The organism is Scandinavium manionii, from assembly GCF_024764775.1.
Classification (GTDB): domain Bacteria; phylum Pseudomonadota; class Gammaproteobacteria; order Enterobacterales; family Enterobacteriaceae; genus Scandinavium; species Scandinavium manionii.
In genome coordinates this window covers 60097-81839 of the sequence record NZ_JALIGC010000038.1, presented here as the reverse complement: position 1 = coordinate 81839, position 21743 = coordinate 60097, and the positions used below count along the sequence as shown (strand labels likewise).

Sequence of the window (21743 nt, the reverse complement as noted above, 5' to 3'; positions counted from 1 at the left end):
TGCTCCTTAGCGGTGACGCAATTCGCGATGTTGAGAGACATTATGCTGGACCGCCGAGCGTTGATTGTTGTTCAGATGCGCGGTATTGCGGCTCTGCACTCCCCGTTGACGCTGAGCCTCCCACGATGGGGAACGGCTGTCATTGCCGCTCAGGGCGTTGGAACGGACGTTCTGTGCTCTCTGTTGGCGCTGCTGATGCTGCTCCGGCGTAACAGAGGCGTGGTGCTGCTGAACCTGAGATTTCGCCGCTGCGCGGTGCTGCTGTTGCTGTGCTGTCGGATGCTGGACCCGTGATTTTGCTTCCTGACGGTGCTGCTGCTGTTGCGCCGTCGGGTGCTGTAACTTCTCTTTTGCCGCCGTGCGGTTTTCTGGCGTGTCGTAGCCCCGATAGTTACTGCGCTGGGTGATTTTGTTGAGCTGCTGTGACGCAGCCTTACGTTGAACGTCGCGGTTCCCCACAACAGCTGCCGCGCCGCCTGCTGCCAGCCCGGCTGCGGCACCATTATGGGTACGCTGCTGGAATTGGTTCAGGGCTTCCTGACGCTGGTCGGTTCGGTTTGCAGGCAGGCGTTGCGTTGCGCTCAGGCCGCCGGCAACGTCGGTTTGATGGAAACGCTGCGCCACATTGTTGTTCGGGTAAGGCACGTTATTACGGAATGCCGGGTTGTGCTGCCAGTTCACGTTTTTGCCATCTAAATGCTGGTTGGTGAAGTGGTTGTAGTTATTGACGTTGATGTCGATATTGTTATTACCGCCACCGTGATAGCCGTCGTGATGGTAATAATCGTCATCGTGATGATGATAATCGTCATCCCAGTCGATGCTGCTGAACAGCGCCCAGGTGGTGGCGACGCCGAGGCTGTAACCGAGGCCATTCATGTAACTGTTGGTGAATTGCTGCCCTGGTGTCGGAGGTAGATAAACTGGCGGATAGCTGGTATTCGGCCAAGTACCGTACACGGTGTTCGGGTTGTAGGTCGGGACATACACCACATTCGGATCGGCGGACTCAATCTTGATGATTTGCGTGGTCGGTGCCGGTTCGACAACGGTGGTGCTGCTTCGGGTCGTCGACGTCGTTGATGTCGATGTCGTGTCCGGCGGCGGCGGAGCGATTTGGGTGGTGGTTACTTTCTGCTGCGGGGACGATTTCAGCGTCCCGGTTTGCTGCGCGACGGCACGCAATTTCTGCACCGAATCCATTACGTCCTGCGGCTGGGCCAGAAACGCATTACCCAGATCCTGTACCCACTGTGGGTTTTCGCCCATCAACGACAGTAACGCCGGGAAGGCGGCCAGCGATTTCACGCTCGGGTCCCATGGCTGATTCGCGACGGCCTGCACGGCGGCATCGCCCTGCATGGTGGGGTTATCCTGCGACCATTGTACAGCCTGTAACACGTTGCTGGGGTAGGTCGATGCCATCAGCACCTGTGATAACAGGTTATCCGGATAGAGAGCTACCGGGGCGACCCACTGATCGATTTGCGCAGAGGTGTAGGTGGTGGCTACCGGTTGGGTGGCCGCTGCTGCGACGGGGGTTGCCGGCGCAGGCGCAGGCGTTGCGGGTTGGGCAACGGGGGCGGGAGGCGTCTCGGCGGCACGGCTTTTGATATACAGCGTACCCGAGGCGGCAAGAAGCCCGGCACTGCACACTAGCGCGAGAATATGGGGCTTAAAAGGCAACGTCATTTTTGTCTCCTGGCGCAAAAAATTTGGCCTGTTGCACAGAGTATTACCGAAAATGGCAATGTTAATGGGAGTATAGAGGGACTTATTTTTTGTTTTTGACTTTAGTTGTGTTTTTGCGCAAGAACGGGCGAATCAGGGGAATTATTATGTCCAAAAATAGCATTTCGACCTCTTTTATACTGGCCTTAACGATTCAGCTATTTTTTAATGTTGCTTTTTTGTAAACGGATTAACACCCCCCCTAAATCCTGCTATGCTGCCCGACGCGGTATCGGGCAAAGTACCCTACAAACTGCTGTCTCACAGGAGCGTGAAGAGAACGCCGGCCGCATATGACAATGAGAGTGAGGAGATACCGTCGTGCTAGAAGAATACCGTAAGCACGTAGCTGAGCGTGCCGCCGAGGGGATTGTTGCAAAACCTTTAGATGCAACCCAAATGGCCGCACTCGTCGAGCTGCTGAAAGCACCGCCCGTGGGCGAAGAAGAATTCCTGTTAGATCTGTTGATTAACCGTGTACCGCCTGGCGTTGATGAAGCCGCCTACGTGAAAGCCGGTTTCCTTGCCGCTGTCGCCAAAGGCGAAGCCACCTCCCCCCTGGTGACCCCTGAAAAAGCCATCGAACTGCTGGGTACGATGCAGGGCGGCTACAATATTCACCCCCTGATTGACGCGCTGGACAGCGCCACGCTGGCACCGATTGCCGCTAAAGCCCTGTCTCATACGTTGCTGATGTTCGATAACTTCTATGACGTCGAAGAAAAAGCGAAAGCGGGTAATGCCTACGCCAAACAGGTGATGCAGTCCTGGGCCGACGCCGAATGGTTCCTGAACCGTCCACAGCTGGCTGAAAAACTGACCGTTACCGTGTTTAAAGTGACTGGCGAAACCAACACCGATGACCTGTCTCCGGCGCCGGATGCCTGGTCACGCCCGGATATCCCACTGCACGCCCTGGCGATGCTGAAAAACGCCCGTGAAGGCATCGATCCGGATCAACCGGGTGCCGTCGGCCCGATCAAACAGATCGAAGCGCTGCAGGCAAAAGGCTTCCCGCTGGCCTACGTCGGTGACGTGGTCGGTACCGGTTCTTCCCGTAAATCCGCCACCAACTCGGTGCTGTGGTTTATGGGTGATGACATTCCTAACGTGCCGAACAAGCGCGGCGGCGGTCTGGTTCTGGGCGGTAAAATTGCACCTATCTTCTTCAACACCATGGAAGATGCGGGCGCGCTGCCGGTAGAAGTGGACGTTAACAACCTGAACATGGGCGACGTGATTGACGTTTACCCATTCAAAGGTGAAGTGCGTAACCACGAAACCAATGAACTGCTGGCCAACTTTGAGCTGAAAACCGATGTGCTGGTTGACGAAGTGCGTGCCGGTGGCCGTATCCCGCTGATCATCGGTCGTGGCCTGACCACCAAAGCGCGTGAAGCGCTGGGTCTGCCGCACAGCGACGTATTCCGTCAGGCGAAAGATGTGGCTGAAAGCAGCCGCGGCTATTCGCTGGCGCAGAAAATGGTTGGCCGTGCATGTGGCGTAGAGGGTGTGCGCCCAGGCAGCTATTGCGAACCGAAAATGACCTCTGTAGGCTCTCAGGACACCACCGGCCCAATGACCCGTGATGAACTGAAAGACCTGGCATGTCTGGGCTTCTCTGCGGACCTGGTGATGCAGTCCTTCTGCCACACCGCGGCGTATCCGAAGCCCGTTGACGTGACCACGCACCACACCCTGCCGGACTTCATCATGAACCGCGGTGGTGTATCCCTGCGTCCGGGTGACGGCGTTATCCACTCGTGGCTGAACCGTATGCTGCTGCCGGATACCGTCGGCACCGGTGGTGACTCCCACACCCGTTTCCCAATTGGCATCTCCTTCCCAGCCGGTTCTGGGCTGGTGGCGTTTGCTGCTGCGACCGGCGTAATGCCGCTCGACATGCCGGAATCCGTACTGGTGCGCTTCAAAGGCAAAATGCAGCCGGGTATTACTCTGCGTGATCTGGTCCATGCTATCCCGCTGTATGCCATCAAGCAGGGCCTGCTGACCGTTGAGAAGAAAGGGAAGAAAAACATCTTCTCTGGCCGCATTCTGGAAATTGAAGGACTGCCGGATCTGAAAGTGGAGCAGGCGTTCGAACTGACCGATGCCTCCGCTGAACGTTCTGCTGCGGGCTGTACCATCAAACTGAACCAGGCGCCGATCGAAGAGTACTTAAGCTCTAACATCGTGCTGCTGAAGTGGATGATTGCGGAAGGCTACGGCGATCGTCGTACGCTTGAGCGTCGCGTTCAGGGCATGGAAAAATGGTTGGCGGATCCGCAGTTGATGGAAGCCGATGCTGACGCGGAATACGCGGCGGTTATCGACATCGATCTGGCGGATATCAAAGAGCCAATCCTGTGTGCGCCGAACGATCCGGACGACGCGCGTCTGCTGTCTGACGTGCAGGGCGACAAGATTGACGAAGTGTTCATCGGTTCGTGCATGACCAACATCGGTCACTTCCGTGCGGCAGGTAAACTGCTGGATGCCCATAAAGGCCAGCTGCCAACCCGCCTGTGGGTGGCTCCGCCGACCCGTATGGATGCAGCACAGCTGACGGAAGAAGGCTACTACAGCATCTTCGGTAAGAGCGGTGCGCGTATCGAGATCCCGGGCTGCTCCCTGTGCATGGGCAACCAGGCGCGTGTGGCGGACGGTTCAACGGTAGTTTCCACCTCGACCCGTAACTTCCCGAACCGTCTCGGTACTGGCGCGAACGTCTATCTGGCTTCTGCTGAATTGGCGGCCGTTGCGGCGCTGATCGGCAAACTGCCAACGCCAGAAGAGTACCAGACCTTCGTGTCGCAGGTTGATAAGACCGCGGTGGATACTTATCGCTATCTGAACTTCGATAAGCTGACTCAGTACACCGAGAAAGCCGACGGCGTGATTTTCCAGACCGCAGTGTAAAAGCTTCAACCCTCCTCAAACTAACCCTCTCCCTTTCAGGTAGAGGGTTAGTTTTTTATTTCCATTCCTTACACCCGCCACGCTTTTTTTCTCCTCCCTAACTGCGATAATTAGCACAGGTGCAATGCAGCTGTGGCGCGTTGCCGTTTACGAGGAACATACTATGGAATACGAATTTCTGCGCGATATTACCGGAGGCGTAAAAGTGCGGATGTCGATGGGCCACGAAGTCGTCGGGCACTGGTTCAACGAAGAGGTGAAAGATAACCTCGTACTACTGGATGAAGTTGAACAGGCGGCTGCGACGGTCAAAGGCACTGAGCGTTCCTGGCAGCGAACTGGCCATGAATATACGCTGTGGCTGGACGGTGAAGAAGTGATGGTCCGCGCGAATCTGCTGGAGTTTTCTGGCGATGAGATGGAAGAGGGGATGAGCTACTACGACGAGGAAAGCCTGTCCATGTGTGGCGTGGAAGACTTTCTTCTGGTGATTGCAGCGTATCGCGAGTTCATGAGTCAGAAATAAACGCGATTGCCGGGCGGAGCATCCCTGCTCCGTGCTGCCTTACACGGCCGGAATATTGCGGCCGTAGTAGATTTCGCGCATCTCTTTCCAGAGCAGGGCGGTAATTGCCTGCCGCTCTTCTTCACTTAAGTCTTCCGGTTTGGTGTGGAACATGTAGTGCTTCAGGTCGAACTCTTTGAGTAACATCTTGGTATGGAAGATGTTTTCCTGGTACACGTTCACATCCATCATGTCATACAGCGCCTTCATGTCATCGGACATAAAGTTCTGAATGGAGTTAATTTCGTGATCGATAAAGTGCTTCATGCCGTTCACGTCGCGGGTAAAACCGCGCACGCGATAGTCGATGGTCACGATATCCGACTCCAGCTGATGAATCAGGTAATTCAGTGCATTCAGCGGTGAAATCACCCCGCAGGTCGACACTTCTATATCGGCACGGAACGTACACAGGCCGCCTTCCGGATGGCTTTCCGGGTAGGTGTGCACGCAAATATGGCTTTTATCGAGATGGGCAACCACGGCTTCCGGCAGCGGGCCGGGATGTTCGGTGGTGTCGATAAGCGTCGGGTCAACCGGCTCTTCGCTCACCAGAATGGTGACGCTGGCGCCCTGCGGTTCGTAATCCTGACGGGCGATGTTGAGAATATTGGCGCCGATTATTGCGCAGGTTTCAGACAGGATTTCGGTCAGACGGTTGGCGTTATAGAGTTCGTCGATATAGGCGATATAACCATCGCGCTCTTCTGCCGTTTTCACGTAACAGATATCGTAAATACAAAAACTCAGGCTTTTGGTCAGGTTGTTAAAGCCATGCAGTTTAAGCTTTTTCAATTGGGTTCACCTCCTCAAGGGCAGACAGCGCGTTCTGCAGGTATTGCGGTAGGGCAAAGGCCGCGGTGTGAATCGCCGGATTGTAGTAGCGACAGGTTAAATTAGCCTGATGGAATCGGGCCTGGATAATCTCGGTAGAGAGATGGCGCAGCGCTTCGTTGTCCGTCGCCCAGGCGAAGGTCATGATGCCGCCGTAGTACGTTGGGATGGCCGCCTGGTAGAAGCTGACGTCGCCAAAGTAGCGGCTGAGCTTGCGATGGCTGTCGAGGGCTTCGTCCTGTTGCAGGAAGCACACGCCGTTCTGCGCCACGAAAATCCCGCCCGGATTCAGGCAGCGTTTGCAGCCTTCATAAAATGCCGAGGTAAACAGACTTTCACCGGGACCGATCGGGTCGGTACAGTCGGAAATGATCACGTCAAACGTTTGCGTGGTCTGGTTAACAAAATTGACGCCGTCGTCAATAACCAGGCTGAAGCGCGGATCGTCGTAGCTTCCGGCATTGTGGTTCGGCAGATACTGGCGGCAGAAGGACACCACGCCCGCATCAATCTCGACCATGGTGATGGTTTCGATGTTTTTGTGACGGCTTACTTCACGCAGCATTGCGCCGTCGCCACCGCCGATGATCAGCACATGTTTCGCATGACCGTGGGCCAGCAGAGGAACGTGAGTCATCATTTCATGGTAGATAAACTCGTCGCGCTCGGTGGTTTGCACCACACCGTCCAGCGCCATCACGCGGCCAAAGGCGGCGTTCTCGAAGATAATCAGATCCTGATGATCCGTCTTCTCATGATAGAGCACGTTATCAACGGTAAAGTACTGACCAAACTGGTCGTGCAGCGTTTCATGCCACTGGGAATTGTCGGCCATTGGTGGATACCTCCTTCGTTAACACCCTTTCAAAATAGGCGCAACATCATAGCCAACAATGACCGGTGATGCACGGTCATTATTTCAGCAGAAGGGGTTACTTGACGTAGGCGAGCAGGCTCAGAGAATCGCGAGCCAGCGCTTTGCACTTTTTGGTGGTAGGGATGCGGATGCCGCTGAGATCACGATAGCTGTCTTCACCGAGCGCCTTCATGTTAAAGGTGTCGTAGTTGCTCAGATCCCATTGGTTTTGCTGGGCAAAAAAGACCAAAGCACGGCGAATTTGCTGGTTCGGCAGATTCTGGTAGCCGCAGTCGTTTTTCAGGAACACAAATACCGCCGTGAGATCGGCCATATCTTCGGCCTCGGATTCGCTCAATGCATAGCTGTTAGCAGAGATAGCAAGCAGAGTTCCGAGTACCACAGTTCTAAAAAACGTCTTCATTTTAGTTACCAATGCATCCACGAAATTCAACGTTAGCACACTTCTAAAACCTGCGCAGGGCTTTATTAATGGGATTATGCTTGACCTTCCGCTAAGGGAAAGGTTTAAGCTCAATAAATCGCCTGCAGACGAAAAGGGAGTGAAGATGCAACGTCGTGAATTTATCAAATTAGCCGCCGCAGTAGGGGTCGCCAGCGCATTACCGTTATGGAGTCGAAGCGCACTGGCGGCCGATCGCCCCGCGTTACCGATCCCCAATTTACTCACCACGGATTCCCGCAGTCACATTTCGCTGACGGTGCAAAGTGGCACGTCCCAGTTTGGGCCGCACAACGCGACCACCTGGGGATATAACGGCAATCTGTTGGGCCCGGCGCTGCAATTGCAGCAGGGCAAACCGGTCACCGTGGATATCCATAATCAGCTGGCCGAAGAAACCACCGTGCACTGGCACGGACTGGAAATTCCCGGTGACGTTGACGGTGGCCCGCAGGGCGTTATCAAGCCCGGAGCCACGCGTACCGTCACCTTTACCCCGACGCAACAGGCCGCAACCTGCTGGTTCCATCCGCATCAGCACGGCAAAACCGGGCATCAGGTGGCGATGGGGCTGGCGGGGCTGGTGCTGATTGAAGACCCGCTGATCCATTCGCTGCTACTGCCTAAACAGTGGGGTATTGACGATGTGCCGGTGATTATCCAGGACAAGCGTTTTACCGCCGAGGGGCAGATTGATTACCAACTGGATATCATGAGCGCCGCGGTGGGCTGGTTTGGCGATACGCTGCTGACCAATGGCGCGATTTACCCGCAGCATGCGCCGCCTAAAGGCTGGCTGCGTCTGCGCTTGTTGAACGGTTGTAACGCGCGCTCGCTGAACCTGGCGACCAGCGATAATCGTCCGCTGTACGTGATTGCCAGCGATGGCGGTCTGTTAGCCGAACCGGTAAAAGTGACCGAATTGCCGATGCTGATGGGCGAGCGTTTCGAAGTGCTGGTGGACACCAGCGACGGCAAACCATTTGACCTGGTGATGTTGCCCGTTAATCAAATGGGGATGGCGGTGGCGCCGTTTGATAAGGCTCACCCGGTGATGCGCATTCAGCCGCTGCCGATCCCGGCATCTGCAAATCTGCCGGACACCCTGGCGAAGCTGCCTGCACTACCTTCCCTCGAGGGACTGACGCAGCGTAAATTCCAGCTGTCGATGGACCCAATGCTCGACATGATGGGCATGCAGGCGTTGATGAAAAAGTACGGCAAGCAGGCGATGGGCGGCATGGATCACGGCCAAATGATGGGCCACGGCGATATGAAAATGGAAGGGATGGACCACGGCAACATGGGCCATATGAATCACGGCGCTCAGGGCTTTGATTTCCAGAATGCCAACCGCATTAACGGCCTGGCCTTTGATATGAATAAGCCGATGTTTGCCGCCAGCCGAGGACAGTTTGAGCGTTGGACGATTTCAGGCGAAGGCGACATGATGCTGCACCCGTTCCATATTCACGGAACCCAGTTCCGCATTCTGTCAGAAAATGGCAAACCGCCAGCGGCCCATCGGTCAGGCTGGAAGGATACGGTTCGCGTGGAAGGGGACGTCAGTGAGGTGTTAGTGAAGTTTGACCACGAAGCATCGAAAGAGCATGCCTATATGGCGCATTGTCATTTGTTAGAGCATGAAGATACGGGAATGATGCTTGGGTTTACGGTGTAAAAAATGCCCGGTAGCGCAAGCGTACCGGGCATAGAAAATCCTGTGCTTTAGGCCCGGTAAGCATAGCGCTACCGGGCGTCAGGATGTTACTTCGCGTCGTCCGGAAGAGCGTAGGCCACAATGTAGTCGCCCATCTTCGTACCAAACGAACCGTGACCGCCCGCTGAGATGACAACGTACTGCTTGCCATTCGCTTCATAGGTCATCGGCGTTGCCTGTCCACCCGCTGGCAGACGGCCTTCCCACAGTTTGTCACCGTTGGTCATGTTGTACGCGCGCAGATAGTTATCCGCAGTTGCCGCGACAAACAGGACGTTACCGGCAGTGGAAATTGGGCCACCCAGCATTGGCATCCCCAAATTGAACGGCAGTTTAAACGGCATTGGGAAGCCCAGGCTGTCCTGCGGCGTACCGATACGTTTTTTCCATGCAATCTGGTTAGTTTTCAGATCCAGTGCGGAGATATAACCCCAGCCCGGCTGTTTACACGGCAGGCCAAACGGCGACAGGAACGGGTTCAGCGTCACGCCATACGGCACGCCGTACTGTGGCTGAATACCGGTTTCGGTGCCGGAACCTTTCGCATCTTTAGGCGGCTCAATCGGGTTACCCGGACCGCGCGGCATCAGACGAGAAACGAACGGCAGCGCGATTGGGTTAGCAATAGCCACTTGACGGTTTGGATCGACGGAGATACCACCCCATTCGAACATCCCCAGGTTGCCCGGGAATACCAGCGTGCCCTGCTCAGACGGTGGCGTGAAGATACCGTCGTAGCGCAGTTGGTGGAACATCACGCGGCACACCAGCTGGTCGAACATGGTCGCACCCCACATATCCGCGCCAGAAAGATTTTTCTTCGGACGGAAGGTGAGGTCGGAGAACGGCTGAGTCGGGCTAGTACGATCGCCTTTCGCCGCCCCCTGCGGAACCGGTTTTTCCGGCGCAGGGACAACCAGCTGTCCGTTACGACGGTCGAGTACAAAGATGTTACCGGTTTTCGCCGGAGCGTAGACCACCGGCACGGTTTTGCCGCCCACGGAGATATCTGCAAGGGTAGGCTGCGACGGCTGGTCCATATCCCACAGATCGTGGTGAACGGTCTGGTAGCTCCAGGCGAGCTTACCGGTGGTTGCATTCAGCGCCACGATCGCGCTCGCATAACGTTCCTGATCCGGTGTGCGGTTTCCACCCCAGATGTCCGGAGTCGTCACGCCCATCGGCAGATACACCAGATCCAGCTTCGCGTCATAGGCCGCTGGTGCCCATGAGTTCGGCGAGTTCAGGGTGAAGTGATGTTCGTCATCCGGAATCGCATTTGGATCTTTCGCGCCCGGATCGAAGGCCCACTGCAGTTTACCGGTGTTCACGTCGAAACCACGGATAACACCTGATGCTTCACGGTTCGAGAAGTTATCCGTTACGGAACCGGCGATGACGATAGTGGTATCGGTCACAATCGGTGGCGACGTCGGTTCGTACATCCCCGGCGTGGTCACTGGTTGGTTAGTCTGCAGATTCAGCACGCCTTTGTTGCCGAAGGTTTCGCACAGCTTGCCGGTATCGGCATTCAGCGCGAACAGACGACCGTCGTTCACTGGCAGCAGAATACGACGCGGGCAGTCAGCCACCACGTCAGCCGGCGCGCTGTTGGCTTTGGCTTCGTGATACGACACGCCGCGGCAGGTTACGTGCTGGAAGAAGGTGTTGGTGTTGAGCTGCGGGTCGAAGTGCCATTTCTCTTTACCGGTCGTGGCATCCAGAGCGAATACACGCTGGTGCGCGGAGCAGAGATACAGCATGTCGCCGACTTTAATTGGCGTCACTTCGTTGGTGATTTCACCCGGATCGTTCGGCTGCTTCAGGTCGCCGGTCCGGAAGACCCACGCTTCTTTCAGCTGATGAACGTTGTCGGCGTTGATTTGCTTGAGTGGAGACCAGCGCTGGCCTTCCTGATTACGGCCATACGCAGGCCAGTCCTGATCGGCCACCTGAGAAATCGGGGCCGCTGGCGTTACGTCGGTGCTCAGCGTCCCGTTGATTTCCTGCGGATCGTGGAAGCCCGCCCAGGTCAGAATGCCGGCGGTAATCAGCAGCACCACCACCAGAGCGGCAACCGCTCCGCTGGATGGCACAATCAGGCGACGCCAGACAAATGGCAAAATCAGCCAGATGCCGAAGAACACCAGAATGTCACTGCGCGGCGTCAGTGCCCAGAAGTCGAAACCGACTTCCCAGACGCCCCAGACCATGGTGACGAGCAGCACCAGCGCATACAGCCACAGGGCGGAACGTTTACCCCGCCACAGCATGGCGGTGACGGCGAGCATCACCAGCCCGACGATAGGGTAATACCAGGAGCCGCCCAATGAGACGAGCCAGACTCCGCCGATTAAGAGATACAGCCCGCAAAAGGCTGCAAACAGAGCCGTCAGCTTCACAAGAAGCCCGCTCTGTTGTGGTTTTGTTTCTGCCATAGAAAGCACACCTGTATGTTGTTAATTTTTTAGTAGCAATTAATTATAGGATTTAACAAGTGTGATCGGAATCACAAATTGAACTTTCTTATCTCATACACCCGATAAATGGTTTTACTGGTATACTGCATGGCTTGCCGATCAACGGCGCAGGCACTGGCCCGCGTGGTTGAGAGATTGACCCTGAAATCATATGGTTAGTGTTATGAAACATACTGTTGAAGTGATGATCCCGGAAGCGGAGATCAAAGCGCGTATCGCCGAATTGGGCCGTCAAATTACCGAACATTATCAGGACAGCGGCAGCGAAATGGTGCTGGTTGGCCTGCTTCGCGGCTCATTTATGTTTATGGCGGACCTGTGTCGTGAAGTGCACGTCCCCCACGAAGTCGATTTTATGACGGCTTCCAGCTACGGCAGCGGTATGTCGACCACCCGTGATGTGAAAATCCTTAAAGACCTGGACGAAGATATCCGCGGCAAAGACGTGCTGATTGTTGAGGACATCATCGACTCCGGAAACACGCTTTCCAAAGTCCGTGAGATCCTGAGCCTGCGTGGACCGAAATCCTTAGCGATTTGTACTCTGCTCGATAAACCAGAACGTCGCGAAGTTGAAGTTCCGGTGGAATTCGTGGGTTTCTCAATTCCTGATGAGTTCGTTGTGGGCTATGGCATTGATTACGCGCAGCGTTATCGCCATCTGCCGTACGTCGGGAAAGTGGTACCGCAAGACGAGTAAATAAAAAGCCCGGCTGCGCGAATGCGAACCGGACTTAAAGAATGCTCCGTCGTAGGCCGGGTAAGGCGAAATCGCTACCCGGCTTTTTTACAGGCTTATTTGTGATTGATGTGGCGAGTGTGCAGGTTAGAGATCGCCATGCGATAACCCTGCTCCAGGCTTTCGCGGTTGGTCGCGGTGACGTCGAGGTCACGCAGCAGGCCATCATGAATGCCGTAAGCCCAGCCGTGGATCGTCACTTTCTGCCCACGTTTCCAGGCAGACTGCATGATCGTAGAGTGGCCGAGGTTATACACCTGCTCCATCACGTTCAGTTCGCACAGGGTGTCCATGCGACGTTCCTGCGGCATTTCACCCAGTAATGAACTGTGCTTGAACCAGATATCGCGAATGTGCAGCAACCAGTTGTTGATCAGACCCAATTCAGGGTTCTCAACCGCCGCCTGGACACCGCCGCAGCCGTAGTGACCGCAAATGATGATGTGTTCGACTTCCAGCACATCTACCGCATACTGAACCACGGAAAGACAGTTTAAGTCGGTATGGACAACCAGGTTGGCCACGTTACGGTGAACAAACAGTTCACCCGGCTCCAGACCCGTCAGACGTTCCGCTGGAACGCGACTGTCTGAGCATCCAATCCATAGAAAGCGCGGTTTCTGCGCCTGTGCCAGTTTCTGAAAGAAACCAGGATCCTCTTCATTCAGCATTTTTGACCATAGTGCATTATTGCTGATGAGTGTATCTATGTCGTTCATGGAGGTTAATGACCTGTAACCAAGTAAGTGCGTTGCGCTAATATAGGTCAACTCGGCTTTATTTAAAACCATACATCGATTGCAAGATTTGAATAAGAGACACTGAATGACCATTGCACTTGAATTGAAACAGCTTAAAAAGACTTACCCAGGTGGCGTTCAGGCGCTGCGTGGCATTGACCTGACGGTCGAAGCCGGGGACTTTTATGCTTTGCTAGGCCCAAACGGTGCGGGGAAATCCACGACGATAGGGATTATCAGCTCGCTGGTGAACAAAACCTCCGGTCAGGTAAATGTATTTGGCTACGATCTGGCGAAAGACGTGGTCAACGCCAAGCGCCAGCTCGGACTGGTTCCGCAAGAGTTCAACTTCAACCCGTTCGAGACGGTACAACAGATTGTTGTTAACCAGGCGGGCTACTACGGCGTAGAGCGTAAAGACGCGATTGAACGTAGCGAAAAGTACCTGAAACAGCTCGATCTGTGGGAAAAACGTAACGAACGTGCGCGGATGTTATCCGGCGGTATGAAGCGTCGTCTGATGATTGCCCGTGCGCTGATGCACGAGCCCAAACTGTTGATTCTGGATGAGCCTACCGCGGGCGTCGACATCGAACTGCGTCGTTCAATGTGGGGCTTCCTCAAAGATCTCAACGACAAAGGTACCACCATCATTCTGACCACGCACTATCTGGAAGAAGCTGAAATGCTGTGCCGCAACATTGGCATCATTCAGCACGGCCAGCTGGTGGAAAACACCTCGATGAAAAACCTGTTGTCGAAGCTGAAGTCTGAAACCTTCATTCTCGATCTCGCGGCGAAAAGCCCGCTGCCGCACCTCGAAGGCTATCAGTATCGTCTGGTCGATACCTCAACACTTGAAGTGGAAGTGCTGCGTGAGCAGGGGATCAACAGCGTTTTTGCTCAGCTGAGCGAGCAAGGCGTGCAGGTATTGAGTATGCGTAACAAGGCCAACCGTCTGGAAGAGCTGTTCGTCACGCTGGTTCATAATAAGACAGGAGAACAGGCATGATGCAGCTCTATTGGGTGGCGCTGAAAAGTATCTGGGCCAAAGAAATTAACCGCTTCATGCGCATCTGGATCCAGACTCTGGTACCGCCGGTCATCACCATGACCCTTTATTTCATCATCTTCGGCAACCTGATTGGTTCGCGCATTGGCGAGATGCATGGCTTTACTTACATGCAGTTCATCGTGCCAGGACTGATAATGATGGCGGTAATCACCAACGCCTATGCCAACGTGGCCTCTTCGTTCTTCAGCGCTAAGTTCCAGCGTAACATTGAAGAGCTGCTGGTGGCCCCGGTGCCAACGCACGTGGTTATCGCCGGATACGTCGGCGGTGGCGTGGCGCGCGGGCTGTGCGTCGGCGTGCTGGTGACAGCGATTTCGCTGTTCTTCGTGCCGTTCCAGGTGCATTCCTGGCTGTTCGTTGGTTTGACGCTGCTGCTGACGGCGATCCTGTTCTCACTCGCAGGCCTGCTGAACGCGGTATTCGCCAAAACGTTCGATGATATCAGCCTGATCCCGACCTTCGTGCTGACGCCGCTGACCTATCTTGGCGGGGTGTTCTACTCGCTGACGCTGCTGCCGCCGTTCTGGCAGGCGCTGTCGCATCTGAACCCGATTGTCTACATGATCAGCGGTTTCCGCTTCGGCTTCCTCGGCATTTCCGACGTTCCGCTGTTCACCACCGTCGGTGTGCTGGTCGTGTTTATCGCCGCGTTCTACGCCCTGTGCTGGTACTTGATTCAGAGTGGCCGTGGACTGCGTAGCTAAGTCTGTCTTTAGCCGGGCGGCGTACCGTTGCCCGGCCTCAAACCTTGATCAATCGCACCCCTCCTGAACCTTCACTCCGCTAAACTGCTTGCCTGCAAAGGAGCTGGGCTATGTTGGGTTGGGTGATTACCTGTCATGACGATAGGGCGCAGGTGCTGCTGGATCGTCTGGAAAAGAAATTTGGGCCATTGCCGCAGTGCCGGGTGGTGAGTTTCTGGCGCGGTCTCAGCACCAATATGCTCAGTCGTATGATGTGTGATGCGCTGCATGAAACCGATTCCGGTGATGGCGTTATTTTTCTGACCGACAGTGCGGGGGACGCGCCCTATCGCGTTGCCGCGCTAATGAGCCATAAACACTCCCACTGTGAAGTCATTTCCGGTATCAGCTATTCGCTTATTGAAAGAATGGTACCGTTGCGCGCTACACTGAGTAGCGAGGCATTTCGTAATGCTTTCGTGACCTTAGGCTATCCCGATGCCAGCAGTCTGTGGCATCAACAGCAAAAAAATCCCCCGTTTGTCCTGCTGCATGACCTGTATGCAAATTAACCATTGGTATTGATGGCACTTTTGTTAAACTAACCGCTTCATATCGCACCGGTTAGAGCGCATGCTGATTCGCGTTATTTTCTCTTTTTTAGTCCTTCTTTCTGGCAGTGCCACTGCCAGTTTGTTAAGCCAACATGGGCAGCCCGCCCGCTACATGCAAACCACCGAAGACGCCATAATCTGGGCACAGGTGGGTAATGACGTCGTCACCGTCGGAACCGTAGAAGAGGGGCAAATTCTCGCGGTGGTACCGACTGCGGCCGATTACTACGAATTCAGCTTTGGCTTTGGCACCGGGTTTATCGATAAAGGTCATCTCGAGCCGGTGCAGGGTAAACAGCGGGTGGAAGACAGTCTCGGCGATTTGAACAAACCGCTCAGTAATCAGAATCTCGTTACCTGGCGGGATACAAAGGTGTATAACGCGCCAAATCTGGGCAGTGCGCCGTTTGGCGTGCTGGCAGACAATATCCGCTACCCGATTATTGCCAAACTGAAAGACCGTCTGAATCAGACCTGGTTTCAAATCCGTATTGGTAACCGGCTGGCGTGGGTCAGTAGCCTGGATGCGCAGCAGGATAACGGCATTCCGATCCTGACGTATCACCACATTTTGCGCGACGAAGAAAACACCCGTTTTCGCCATACCTCTACGACGACCTCGGTGCGTGCATTCAGCAACCAAATGACCTGGCTGCGCGATCAGGGCTACACCACGCTGACGATGTACCAGCTCGAAGGTTATGTGCGTAATAAGATGAATTTACCCGCTCGTTCAGTAGTCATTACCTTCGATGATGGTCTGAAATCGGTCAATCGCTACGCCTGGCCGGTGCTAAAAGAGTACGGTTTCAAGGCCACGGCGTTCATCATCTCGTCGCGTATCAAGCGTCATCCGCAGAAGTGGGATCCTAAGTCGCTGCAGTTTATGAGCATTTCAGAGTTGAGGCAGATTCAGGATGTGTTTGACGTTCAGTCGCACACCCACTTTTTGCACCGCGTGGACGCGTACCGTCGGCCTATTTTGCTGAGCCGCAGCTATCACAATATTTTGTTTGATTTCGAACGTTCACGCCGAGCGCTGGGGCAGTTCAACCCGCACGTGCTGTATCTGTCCTATCCGTTTGGTGGCTATAACACCACGGCGGTGCAGGCGGCGAACGACGCCGGTTTTCATATGGCAGTGACGACGGTGAAAGGGAAGGTGAAGCCGGGAGATAATCCGTTCTTACTGAAACGCCTGTACATCTTAAGAACGGATTCGTTAGAGACGATGTCGCGGCTGATAAGCAACCAGCCGCAAGGATAGAACTTACGCGACCTGAACCGGAATGGCTTTCGCCGTGCGCTTCATTTCGTTGTCGCCCTCAAAGTAGGCCACGTTTGGACGCCAGGTACGTGCCTCGGCGTCAGACATGGTCACAAAGCTTGCGATAATCACGATGTCGCCCACGTCAGCATTGTGTGCCGCCGCGCCGTTCACGGAAATGATTTTCGAGCCGCGCTCTGCCGCGATGGCATAGGTTGAGAAACGCTTGCCGTTGTTCACATTCCAGATATCAATGGCTTCGTTTTCAAGGATACCGGCGGCGTCGAGGAAATCCTGGTCGATGGCGCAAGAGCCTTCATAATGCAGGTCCGCATGAGTGACTTTCACGCGATGGAGCTTGCCCTGCAGCATAGTGCGAATCATAACTTTACCTTTGTTGCTGTGTTGCCCCCACTCCGCTTTGGCGAGAGGGCCGGGGATATATTCACCACATCGATAGGCAGTATTGCCCGTTTTTTAACCCCTGTCTACAGAGTTAATTCAACCGTTTTGTTGTCGATAAGACGCGCCTGGCCAAGCCATGCCGCCATCAGGATAACGGCTCGCTGGCTGGAGTCTGAGAGCTCTAAAAGCGTATCTGCATCGCGGATCTGAATGTCGTCGGCGCGGAAGCCTTTCTCGTTTAAATCCTGTTCTGCCAGCGTAATCATCTCTTCCAGACCACGATCGCCTTCGCGTAGTTTATCCGCCATGGCATTCATCACTTTGCTCAGGCCCGGCGCGATTTTACGCTGGTCGCTGGTGAGATAGCCGTTACGGGAACTGAGGGCCAGACCGTCTTTCGCGCGTACCGTTGGCACGCCGATGATGTCGATGTCGTAGCCCATGTCGGCCACCATCTTGCGGATCAGTGCCAGCTGTTGGAAATCTTTCTCGCCAAAGCAGGCGACGTCCGGCTGAACCAGGTTGAACAGCTTACTGACGATGGTGGAGACGCCACGGAAATGGCCTGGACGGCTCGCACCTTCCAGCATGGTAGAAATGCCCGGCACATCGACAAAGGTCTGAGTATCGGTGCCTTGCGGATAAATATCCGCCGGGGCAGGGGAGAACACGAAATCGACTTTACGCTTGTTCAGCTTCTCGCTGTCTTCCTGCAAGGTACGCGGATAGCGGGCCAGGTCGTCGGCTCTGTCGAATTGCATCGGGTTCACAAAGATACTGACCACCACCACATCGGCAGCGGCTTTCGCTTCATCAATCAGCTTCATATGACCGTCGTGCAGGTTGCCCATGGTGGGCACCAGCGCGATGCGTTTGCCTTCCTGACGAAGACGGCGGATGTGCTGGCGCAGCAGCGGCAGGGTTTCGATAATCAACACAACAAACTCCTTAATGGAAACTGTGTTCTTCGCCCGGATAGACTCCGGACTCGACCTCGGCAATATACTGCCGCACCGCGGCGCGCATGTCGCCTGCATCGGTCAGGAAATTTTTCGCAAATTTAGGGATATGGCCGCCGGTAATACCGAACGCGTCGTGCATCACCAGAATTTGCCCGTCGGTGACGTTCCCGGCACCGATACCGATAACCGGAATGGTCAGCGCGTCGGTAATGCGTTTCGCCAGCGCGACCGGTACGCATTCCAGCACCAACAGCTGAATGCCTGCAGCTTCCAGCGCCAGCGCATCGTCAAACAGGGTTTGTGCGGCGTCGCCACGGCCCTGCACTTTATAGCCGCCAAAGACGTTAACCGATTGTGGGGTCAGGCCGAGATGACCGCACACCGGCACGGCGCGTTCTGTCAGCATTTTTACGGTGGCAGCAAGCCAGGCCCCGCCTTCAAGCTTCACCATATTGGCACCGGCGCGCATGACCACGGCAGAATTATCAAACGCCTGTTCCGGCGTGGCGTAAGCCATAAACGGCAGGTCAGCCAGCAGCAGGCAGTTTGGCGCACCACGGCGCACTGCACGGGTGTGATAAGCGATATCGTCGACGGTGACAGGCAACGTCGAGTCGTGGCCCTGAACGGTCATACCCAATGAATCACCAACCAGCATGACGTCGATTCCGGCATCGGCGAACAGTTTCGCGAAGCTGAAATCATAGGCAGTGATGGTGGCGAAGCGTTTCTTTTCCTGTTTGCATTTCTGCAGCAGGGAGATGGTGGTGGGTTTCATAGCGTTTCCTGATAACGAAAGCCGAATCTTGCGGCATTGTATCAGTCACATTGAGGCGGGCAATGGTTTTGCTCTTTACCAGTGAGCAGGTTTTGTACAGTTAAGGCGTTGCAGAAGCGTTGTCAGCGAGGTGCCGTCGGGGAAAGTGAGGTCTGGCGCGATTTCCGCCAGCGGCCACAGCATAAAGCCGCGGTTGTGCATGTCGTAATGCGGCACGGTCAGGCGCCCGGTGTTCAGCGTCAGCTCACCAAACAGCATAATGTCGAGGTCCAGCGTGCGCGGTCCCCAGCGTTCGGCTTTGCGGGTGCGGCCCTGCTCGAGTTCGATGCGTTGGGTGTTATCCAGCAGCGCTTCTGGTTCGAGGTCGGTATCCAGCACCACGGCGGCATTGAGATAGTCAGGCTGATCCTGCGGACCCAGCGGCGGCGTGCGATAAAACGACGAAACCGCCACAACGGCGGTTTGCGGGATTTCGCCCAGGGCCGCAATCGCCGCGTTCACCTGATCGAGCGGTGAAGCCAGATTGCTGCCGACGGCGATATAAACGCGTGTCACGCGGTGCCGCCCTGACGAGGCGCACGCTTGCGTGGACGACGATGACGACGACGCGAAGCCGGTTCTTCATCCAGACCGTTGAGCATATCTTTCTGCGCCGGTGGTGCAGCCACCTGGAATTCTCCCCACCACTGCGTCAGACGTTGCAGTTCATGGTTGTTTTCCGCTTCGGCACGCAGCGCCAGCAGATCGTAGGCTGCGCGGAATTTAGGATGCTCCATCAGTTTCCATGCGCGTTTACCCTGACGACGGGACATACGCAGCTGCAGCTGCCAGATATCACGCACCAGCGCGGTAATACGTTTCGGGATCGCCAGCGAACGGCAGGCTTCGTCCAGCACGTCATTCATTGCCATGGCGAATGCGTCGAAATAGGCCAGACCGCTTTCCTGTGTGATGCGCTGTGCGGTTTCGAGCAGCGGATACCAGAACATTGCGGCAAACAGGAACGCCGGGTTTACGCGCATGTCGTTGTGAATGCGGGTATCGGTGTTTTTAAATACCTGGCTGACGATGCGCTCCATCGGGCTATCACCGTTTTCGGTGAAGTAGCGGGTGATGGTCGGGAACAGCGGCTGGAACAGACTGTATTCGCGCAGCAGTTTATAGGTTTCGTAACCGTAACCGGCCTGCAGCAGCTTCAGAGATTCTTCAAACAGACGCGCCGGTGGCACGTCGTTGATAAGGGTGGCCAGGCGTGGAATCGGCTCGGCGGTGTCCGGGCTGATACGCATATTCAGCTTGGCGGCAAAGCGCACCGCGCGCAGCATCCGCACCGGATCTTCACGGTAGCGGGTTTCTGGATTGCCAATCAGGCGAATGACGCCGTCCTGCAAATCGCGCATCCCGCCGACGTAATCACGGACGGTGAAATCCGCCACGCTGTAGTAAAGGCTGTTGATGGTGAAGTCGCGACGCTGGGCATCTTCTTCGATGGAACCGAAGATGTTGTCACGCAGGAGCATACCGTTCTGGCCGCGCTGCGAGGTGGCGCGATCGTCCGGCGTCCCTTCGTGATGGCCACGGAAGGTTGCCACTTCAATAATTTCCGGGCCAAACATCACGTGGGCCAGACGGAAACGGCGGCCGATCAGACGGCAGTTACGGAACAGTTTACGCACCTGCTCCGGCGTGGCGCTGGTGGTCACATCGAAATCTTTGGGTTTTTTGTCCAGCAGCAAATCACGCACGCCGCCGCCCACGAGGTAAGCCTCGTAGCCCGCTTTGTTCAGACGGTAGAGCACCTTGAGGGCATTTTCACTGATATCTTTGCGGGAAATAGCGTGCTGCTCACGCGGAATAACCGTCATTTCTGGTTTTATCTCGACGGTTTCAGCCCCGGTTTCTTCACGGGTAAGCACCTTACGGCAAAAATTAGCGACTCGGGTAAAAATGTTGCACCTCGGTTTTCAAGTCAGTCGGAAGTCATGAGGACAAAAAAATAGCGGCTAATCATAGCTCAGCAAGAGGCATTTGAGAATGCTCCATTTATGCAACTGATGAAAGGTTCCAGTTTTGCACCGCGTTTTTCAGCAGATCCTCGAGCGTTATGTCCTGCCACTCTTTAACAATAGTCTGGTTAAGAAACTGTAAGGCCCGGATTAATTCCGGGCGCGGGTCGCCGGTAGATAACGCTGGCGCATGATTTTGTTTGGACAGTTTGTTACCGTCGTTATTCAGCGCCAACGGCAGATGAATATAGTCCGGCACCGTCCAGCCGAAATGGCGATACAGCGAAATTTGTCGCACCGTCGGCTCAATTAAATCTGCGCCGCGCACGATTTCCGTCACGCCCTGAAAATGATCGTCGACCACCACGGCAAGATTGTAGGCAAATAAGCCATCGCGGCGGTGAATAATAAAATCTTCTCGCGCCAGCGGCTCATTGGTGACAATTGTGCCGCGCAGTTTATCGTTGAACTGCAATACCGGTTGAGTCTGGCGTAAACGCAGCGCCGCATTCTGCGGGCCGAGATGCAGCGCCCGGCAGTGGCCGTCGTATATGCCACCGACGCTCTGAATTCGCGCCCGGGTGCAGGTGCAGTAATAGCTCAGCCCCTGTTCGCGCAGCCAGGCGAGCCGTTCACGGTAGGTGTCATGGCGTTGAGACTGCCACACAACGTCGCCATCCCAGTGCAGACCATAATGTTCCAGCTGATGCAGAATGGTATTTGCAGCACCGGGAACTTCACGGGGAGGATCAATATCTTCAATACGCACTAACCACTTTCCCTGACGGGCGCGGGCCTGCAAATAGCTGCCAAGCGCGGCAATCAGTGAGCCAAAATGGAGTTCGCCAGAAGGGGAAGGGGCAAAACGCCCTGTATAATCTGAATTTGCCATATGCCAAAAAAGAA

20 protein-coding genes are annotated in these 21743 nt (G+C 55.2%); 8 read left to right on the top strand and 12 right to left on the bottom strand.

The window, feature by feature from the left end; all coding sequences use genetic code 11:
• Window positions 1–6 precede the first annotated feature (6 nt).
• The gene (locus MUU51_RS12295; protein WP_258967843.1) at window positions 7–1692 is read right to left on the bottom strand and encodes a DUF3300 domain-containing protein; all 1686 of its coding nucleotides are present in this window, start codon (window positions 1690–1692) and stop codon (window positions 7–9) included.
• A gap of 360 nt (window positions 1693–2052) precedes the next feature.
• On the opposite strand from MUU51_RS12295, the gene acnB reads away from it, so the two are divergent.
• Entirely contained in the window at window positions 2053–4650 is a 2598-nt protein-coding gene (gene acnB / locus MUU51_RS12290) for a bifunctional aconitate hydratase 2/2-methylisocitrate dehydratase (protein WP_258967842.1), read from the top strand.
• Between the two features lie 163 nt (window positions 4651–4813).
• A complete protein-coding gene (gene yacL / locus MUU51_RS12285) occupies window positions 4814–5176 on the top strand; it encodes a protein YacL (RefSeq protein WP_159770990.1) in 363 nt (120 codons plus the stop codon).
• A 39-nt stretch (window positions 5177–5215) separates the two neighbouring features.
• On the opposite strand, the gene speD is transcribed toward yacL, so the two are convergent.
• From speD to MUU51_RS12270, 3 genes are all read right to left on the bottom strand, one after another.
• On the bottom strand, window positions 5216–6010 hold the full coding sequence (speD, locus tag MUU51_RS12280; protein WP_258967841.1) for an adenosylmethionine decarboxylase: 795 nt from the start codon (window positions 6008–6010) through the stop codon (window positions 5216–5218).
• The gene (gene speE / locus MUU51_RS12275; protein ID WP_159770984.1) at window positions 5997–6884 is read right to left on the bottom strand and encodes a polyamine aminopropyltransferase; all 888 of its coding nucleotides are present in this window, start codon (window positions 6882–6884) and stop codon (window positions 5997–5999) included. Before speE ends, speD begins: the two co-directional genes overlap by 14 nt.
• A 97-nt stretch (window positions 6885–6981) precedes the next feature.
• Complete coding sequence (locus MUU51_RS12270; protein ID WP_110510803.1) at window positions 6982–7329, bottom strand: YacC family pilotin-like protein; 348 nt, start codon at window positions 7327–7329, stop codon at window positions 6982–6984.
• A gap of 145 nt (window positions 7330–7474) precedes the next feature.
• On the opposite strand from MUU51_RS12270, the gene cueO reads away from it, so the two are divergent.
• Window positions 7475–9049, top strand: a complete 1575-nt coding sequence (cueO, locus tag MUU51_RS12265; RefSeq protein ID WP_258967840.1) for a multicopper oxidase CueO — start codon at window positions 7475–7477, stop codon at window positions 9047–9049.
• A gap of 86 nt (window positions 9050–9135) precedes the next feature.
• Here cueO and MUU51_RS12260 read toward each other — a convergent pair whose 3' ends face one another.
• On the bottom strand, window positions 9136–11526 hold the full coding sequence (locus tag MUU51_RS12260) for a glucose/quinate/shikimate family membrane-bound PQQ-dependent dehydrogenase (protein WP_258967839.1): 2391 nt from the start codon (window positions 11524–11526) through the stop codon (window positions 9136–9138).
• 205 nt (window positions 11527–11731) lie between these two features.
• Here MUU51_RS12260 and hpt point away from each other — a divergent pair, with 205 nt between their 5' ends.
• Complete coding sequence (gene hpt, locus MUU51_RS12255) at window positions 11732–12268, top strand: hypoxanthine phosphoribosyltransferase (RefSeq protein ID WP_168927193.1); 537 nt, start codon at window positions 11732–11734, stop codon at window positions 12266–12268.
• Window positions 12269–12363: 95 nt separating this feature from the next.
• Here hpt and can read toward each other — a convergent pair whose 3' ends face one another.
• On the bottom strand, window positions 12364–13026 hold the full coding sequence (gene can, locus MUU51_RS12250; protein WP_125355767.1) for a carbonate dehydratase: 663 nt from the start codon (window positions 13024–13026) through the stop codon (window positions 12364–12366).
• Window positions 13027–13132: 106 nt separating this feature from the next.
• Here can and MUU51_RS12245 point away from each other — a divergent pair, with 106 nt between their 5' ends.
• The 4 genes from MUU51_RS12245 (at window position 13133) to MUU51_RS12230 (ending at window position 16686) form a co-directional block, all read left to right on the top strand.
• Window positions 13133–14059, top strand: coding sequence for an ABC transporter ATP-binding protein (locus MUU51_RS12245; protein ID WP_110510808.1), 927 nt, complete (start codon window positions 13133–13135; stop codon window positions 14057–14059).
• Window positions 14056–14826: an ABC transporter permease gene (locus MUU51_RS12240; RefSeq protein ID WP_258967838.1), complete on the top strand. Its 771-nt coding sequence runs from the start codon at window positions 14056–14058 to the stop codon at window positions 14824–14826. Before MUU51_RS12245 ends, MUU51_RS12240 begins: the two co-directional genes overlap by 4 nt.
• Before the next feature lie 110 nt (window positions 14827–14936).
• On the top strand, window positions 14937–15377 hold the full coding sequence (locus MUU51_RS12235) for a PTS sugar transporter subunit IIA (RefSeq protein ID WP_159770975.1): 441 nt from the start codon (window positions 14937–14939) through the stop codon (window positions 15375–15377).
• A gap of 61 nt (window positions 15378–15438) precedes the next feature.
• Window positions 15439–16686, top strand: a complete 1248-nt coding sequence (locus tag MUU51_RS12230; protein ID WP_159770972.1) for a polysaccharide deacetylase family protein — start codon at window positions 15439–15441, stop codon at window positions 16684–16686.
• 3 nt (window positions 16687–16689) lie between these two features.
• Here the strand turns inward: MUU51_RS12230 and panD are convergent, their stop codons facing one another.
• The 6 genes from panD to gluQRS all read right to left on the bottom strand — a co-directional run bounded on the left by panD (window position 16690) and on the right by gluQRS (window position 21729).
• On the bottom strand, window positions 16690–17070 hold the full coding sequence (gene panD, locus MUU51_RS12225; protein ID WP_159770969.1) for an aspartate 1-decarboxylase: 381 nt from the start codon (window positions 17068–17070) through the stop codon (window positions 16690–16692).
• Window positions 17071–17174: 104 nt separating this feature from the next.
• Entirely contained in the window at window positions 17175–18029 is an 855-nt protein-coding gene (gene panC / locus MUU51_RS12220; RefSeq protein ID WP_258967837.1) for a pantoate--beta-alanine ligase, read from the bottom strand.
• Window positions 18030–18039: 10 nt separating this feature from the next.
• Window positions 18040–18831, bottom strand: a complete 792-nt coding sequence (panB, locus tag MUU51_RS12215) for a 3-methyl-2-oxobutanoate hydroxymethyltransferase (RefSeq protein WP_159770963.1) — start codon at window positions 18829–18831, stop codon at window positions 18040–18042.
• Between the two features lie 75 nt (window positions 18832–18906).
• Entirely contained in the window at window positions 18907–19386 is a 480-nt protein-coding gene (gene folK / locus MUU51_RS12210; protein WP_159770960.1) for a 2-amino-4-hydroxy-6-hydroxymethyldihydropteridine diphosphokinase, read from the bottom strand.
• Window positions 19383–20780: a polynucleotide adenylyltransferase PcnB gene (pcnB, locus tag MUU51_RS12205; RefSeq protein WP_159771621.1), complete on the bottom strand. Its 1398-nt coding sequence runs from the start codon at window positions 20778–20780 to the stop codon at window positions 19383–19385. Before pcnB ends, folK begins: the two co-directional genes overlap by 4 nt.
• A 94-nt stretch (window positions 20781–20874) precedes the next feature.
• Window positions 20875–21729: a tRNA glutamyl-Q(34) synthetase GluQRS gene (gene gluQRS, locus MUU51_RS12200; protein WP_159770957.1), complete on the bottom strand. Its 855-nt coding sequence runs from the start codon at window positions 21727–21729 to the stop codon at window positions 20875–20877.
• Window positions 21730–21743 lie beyond the last annotated feature (14 nt).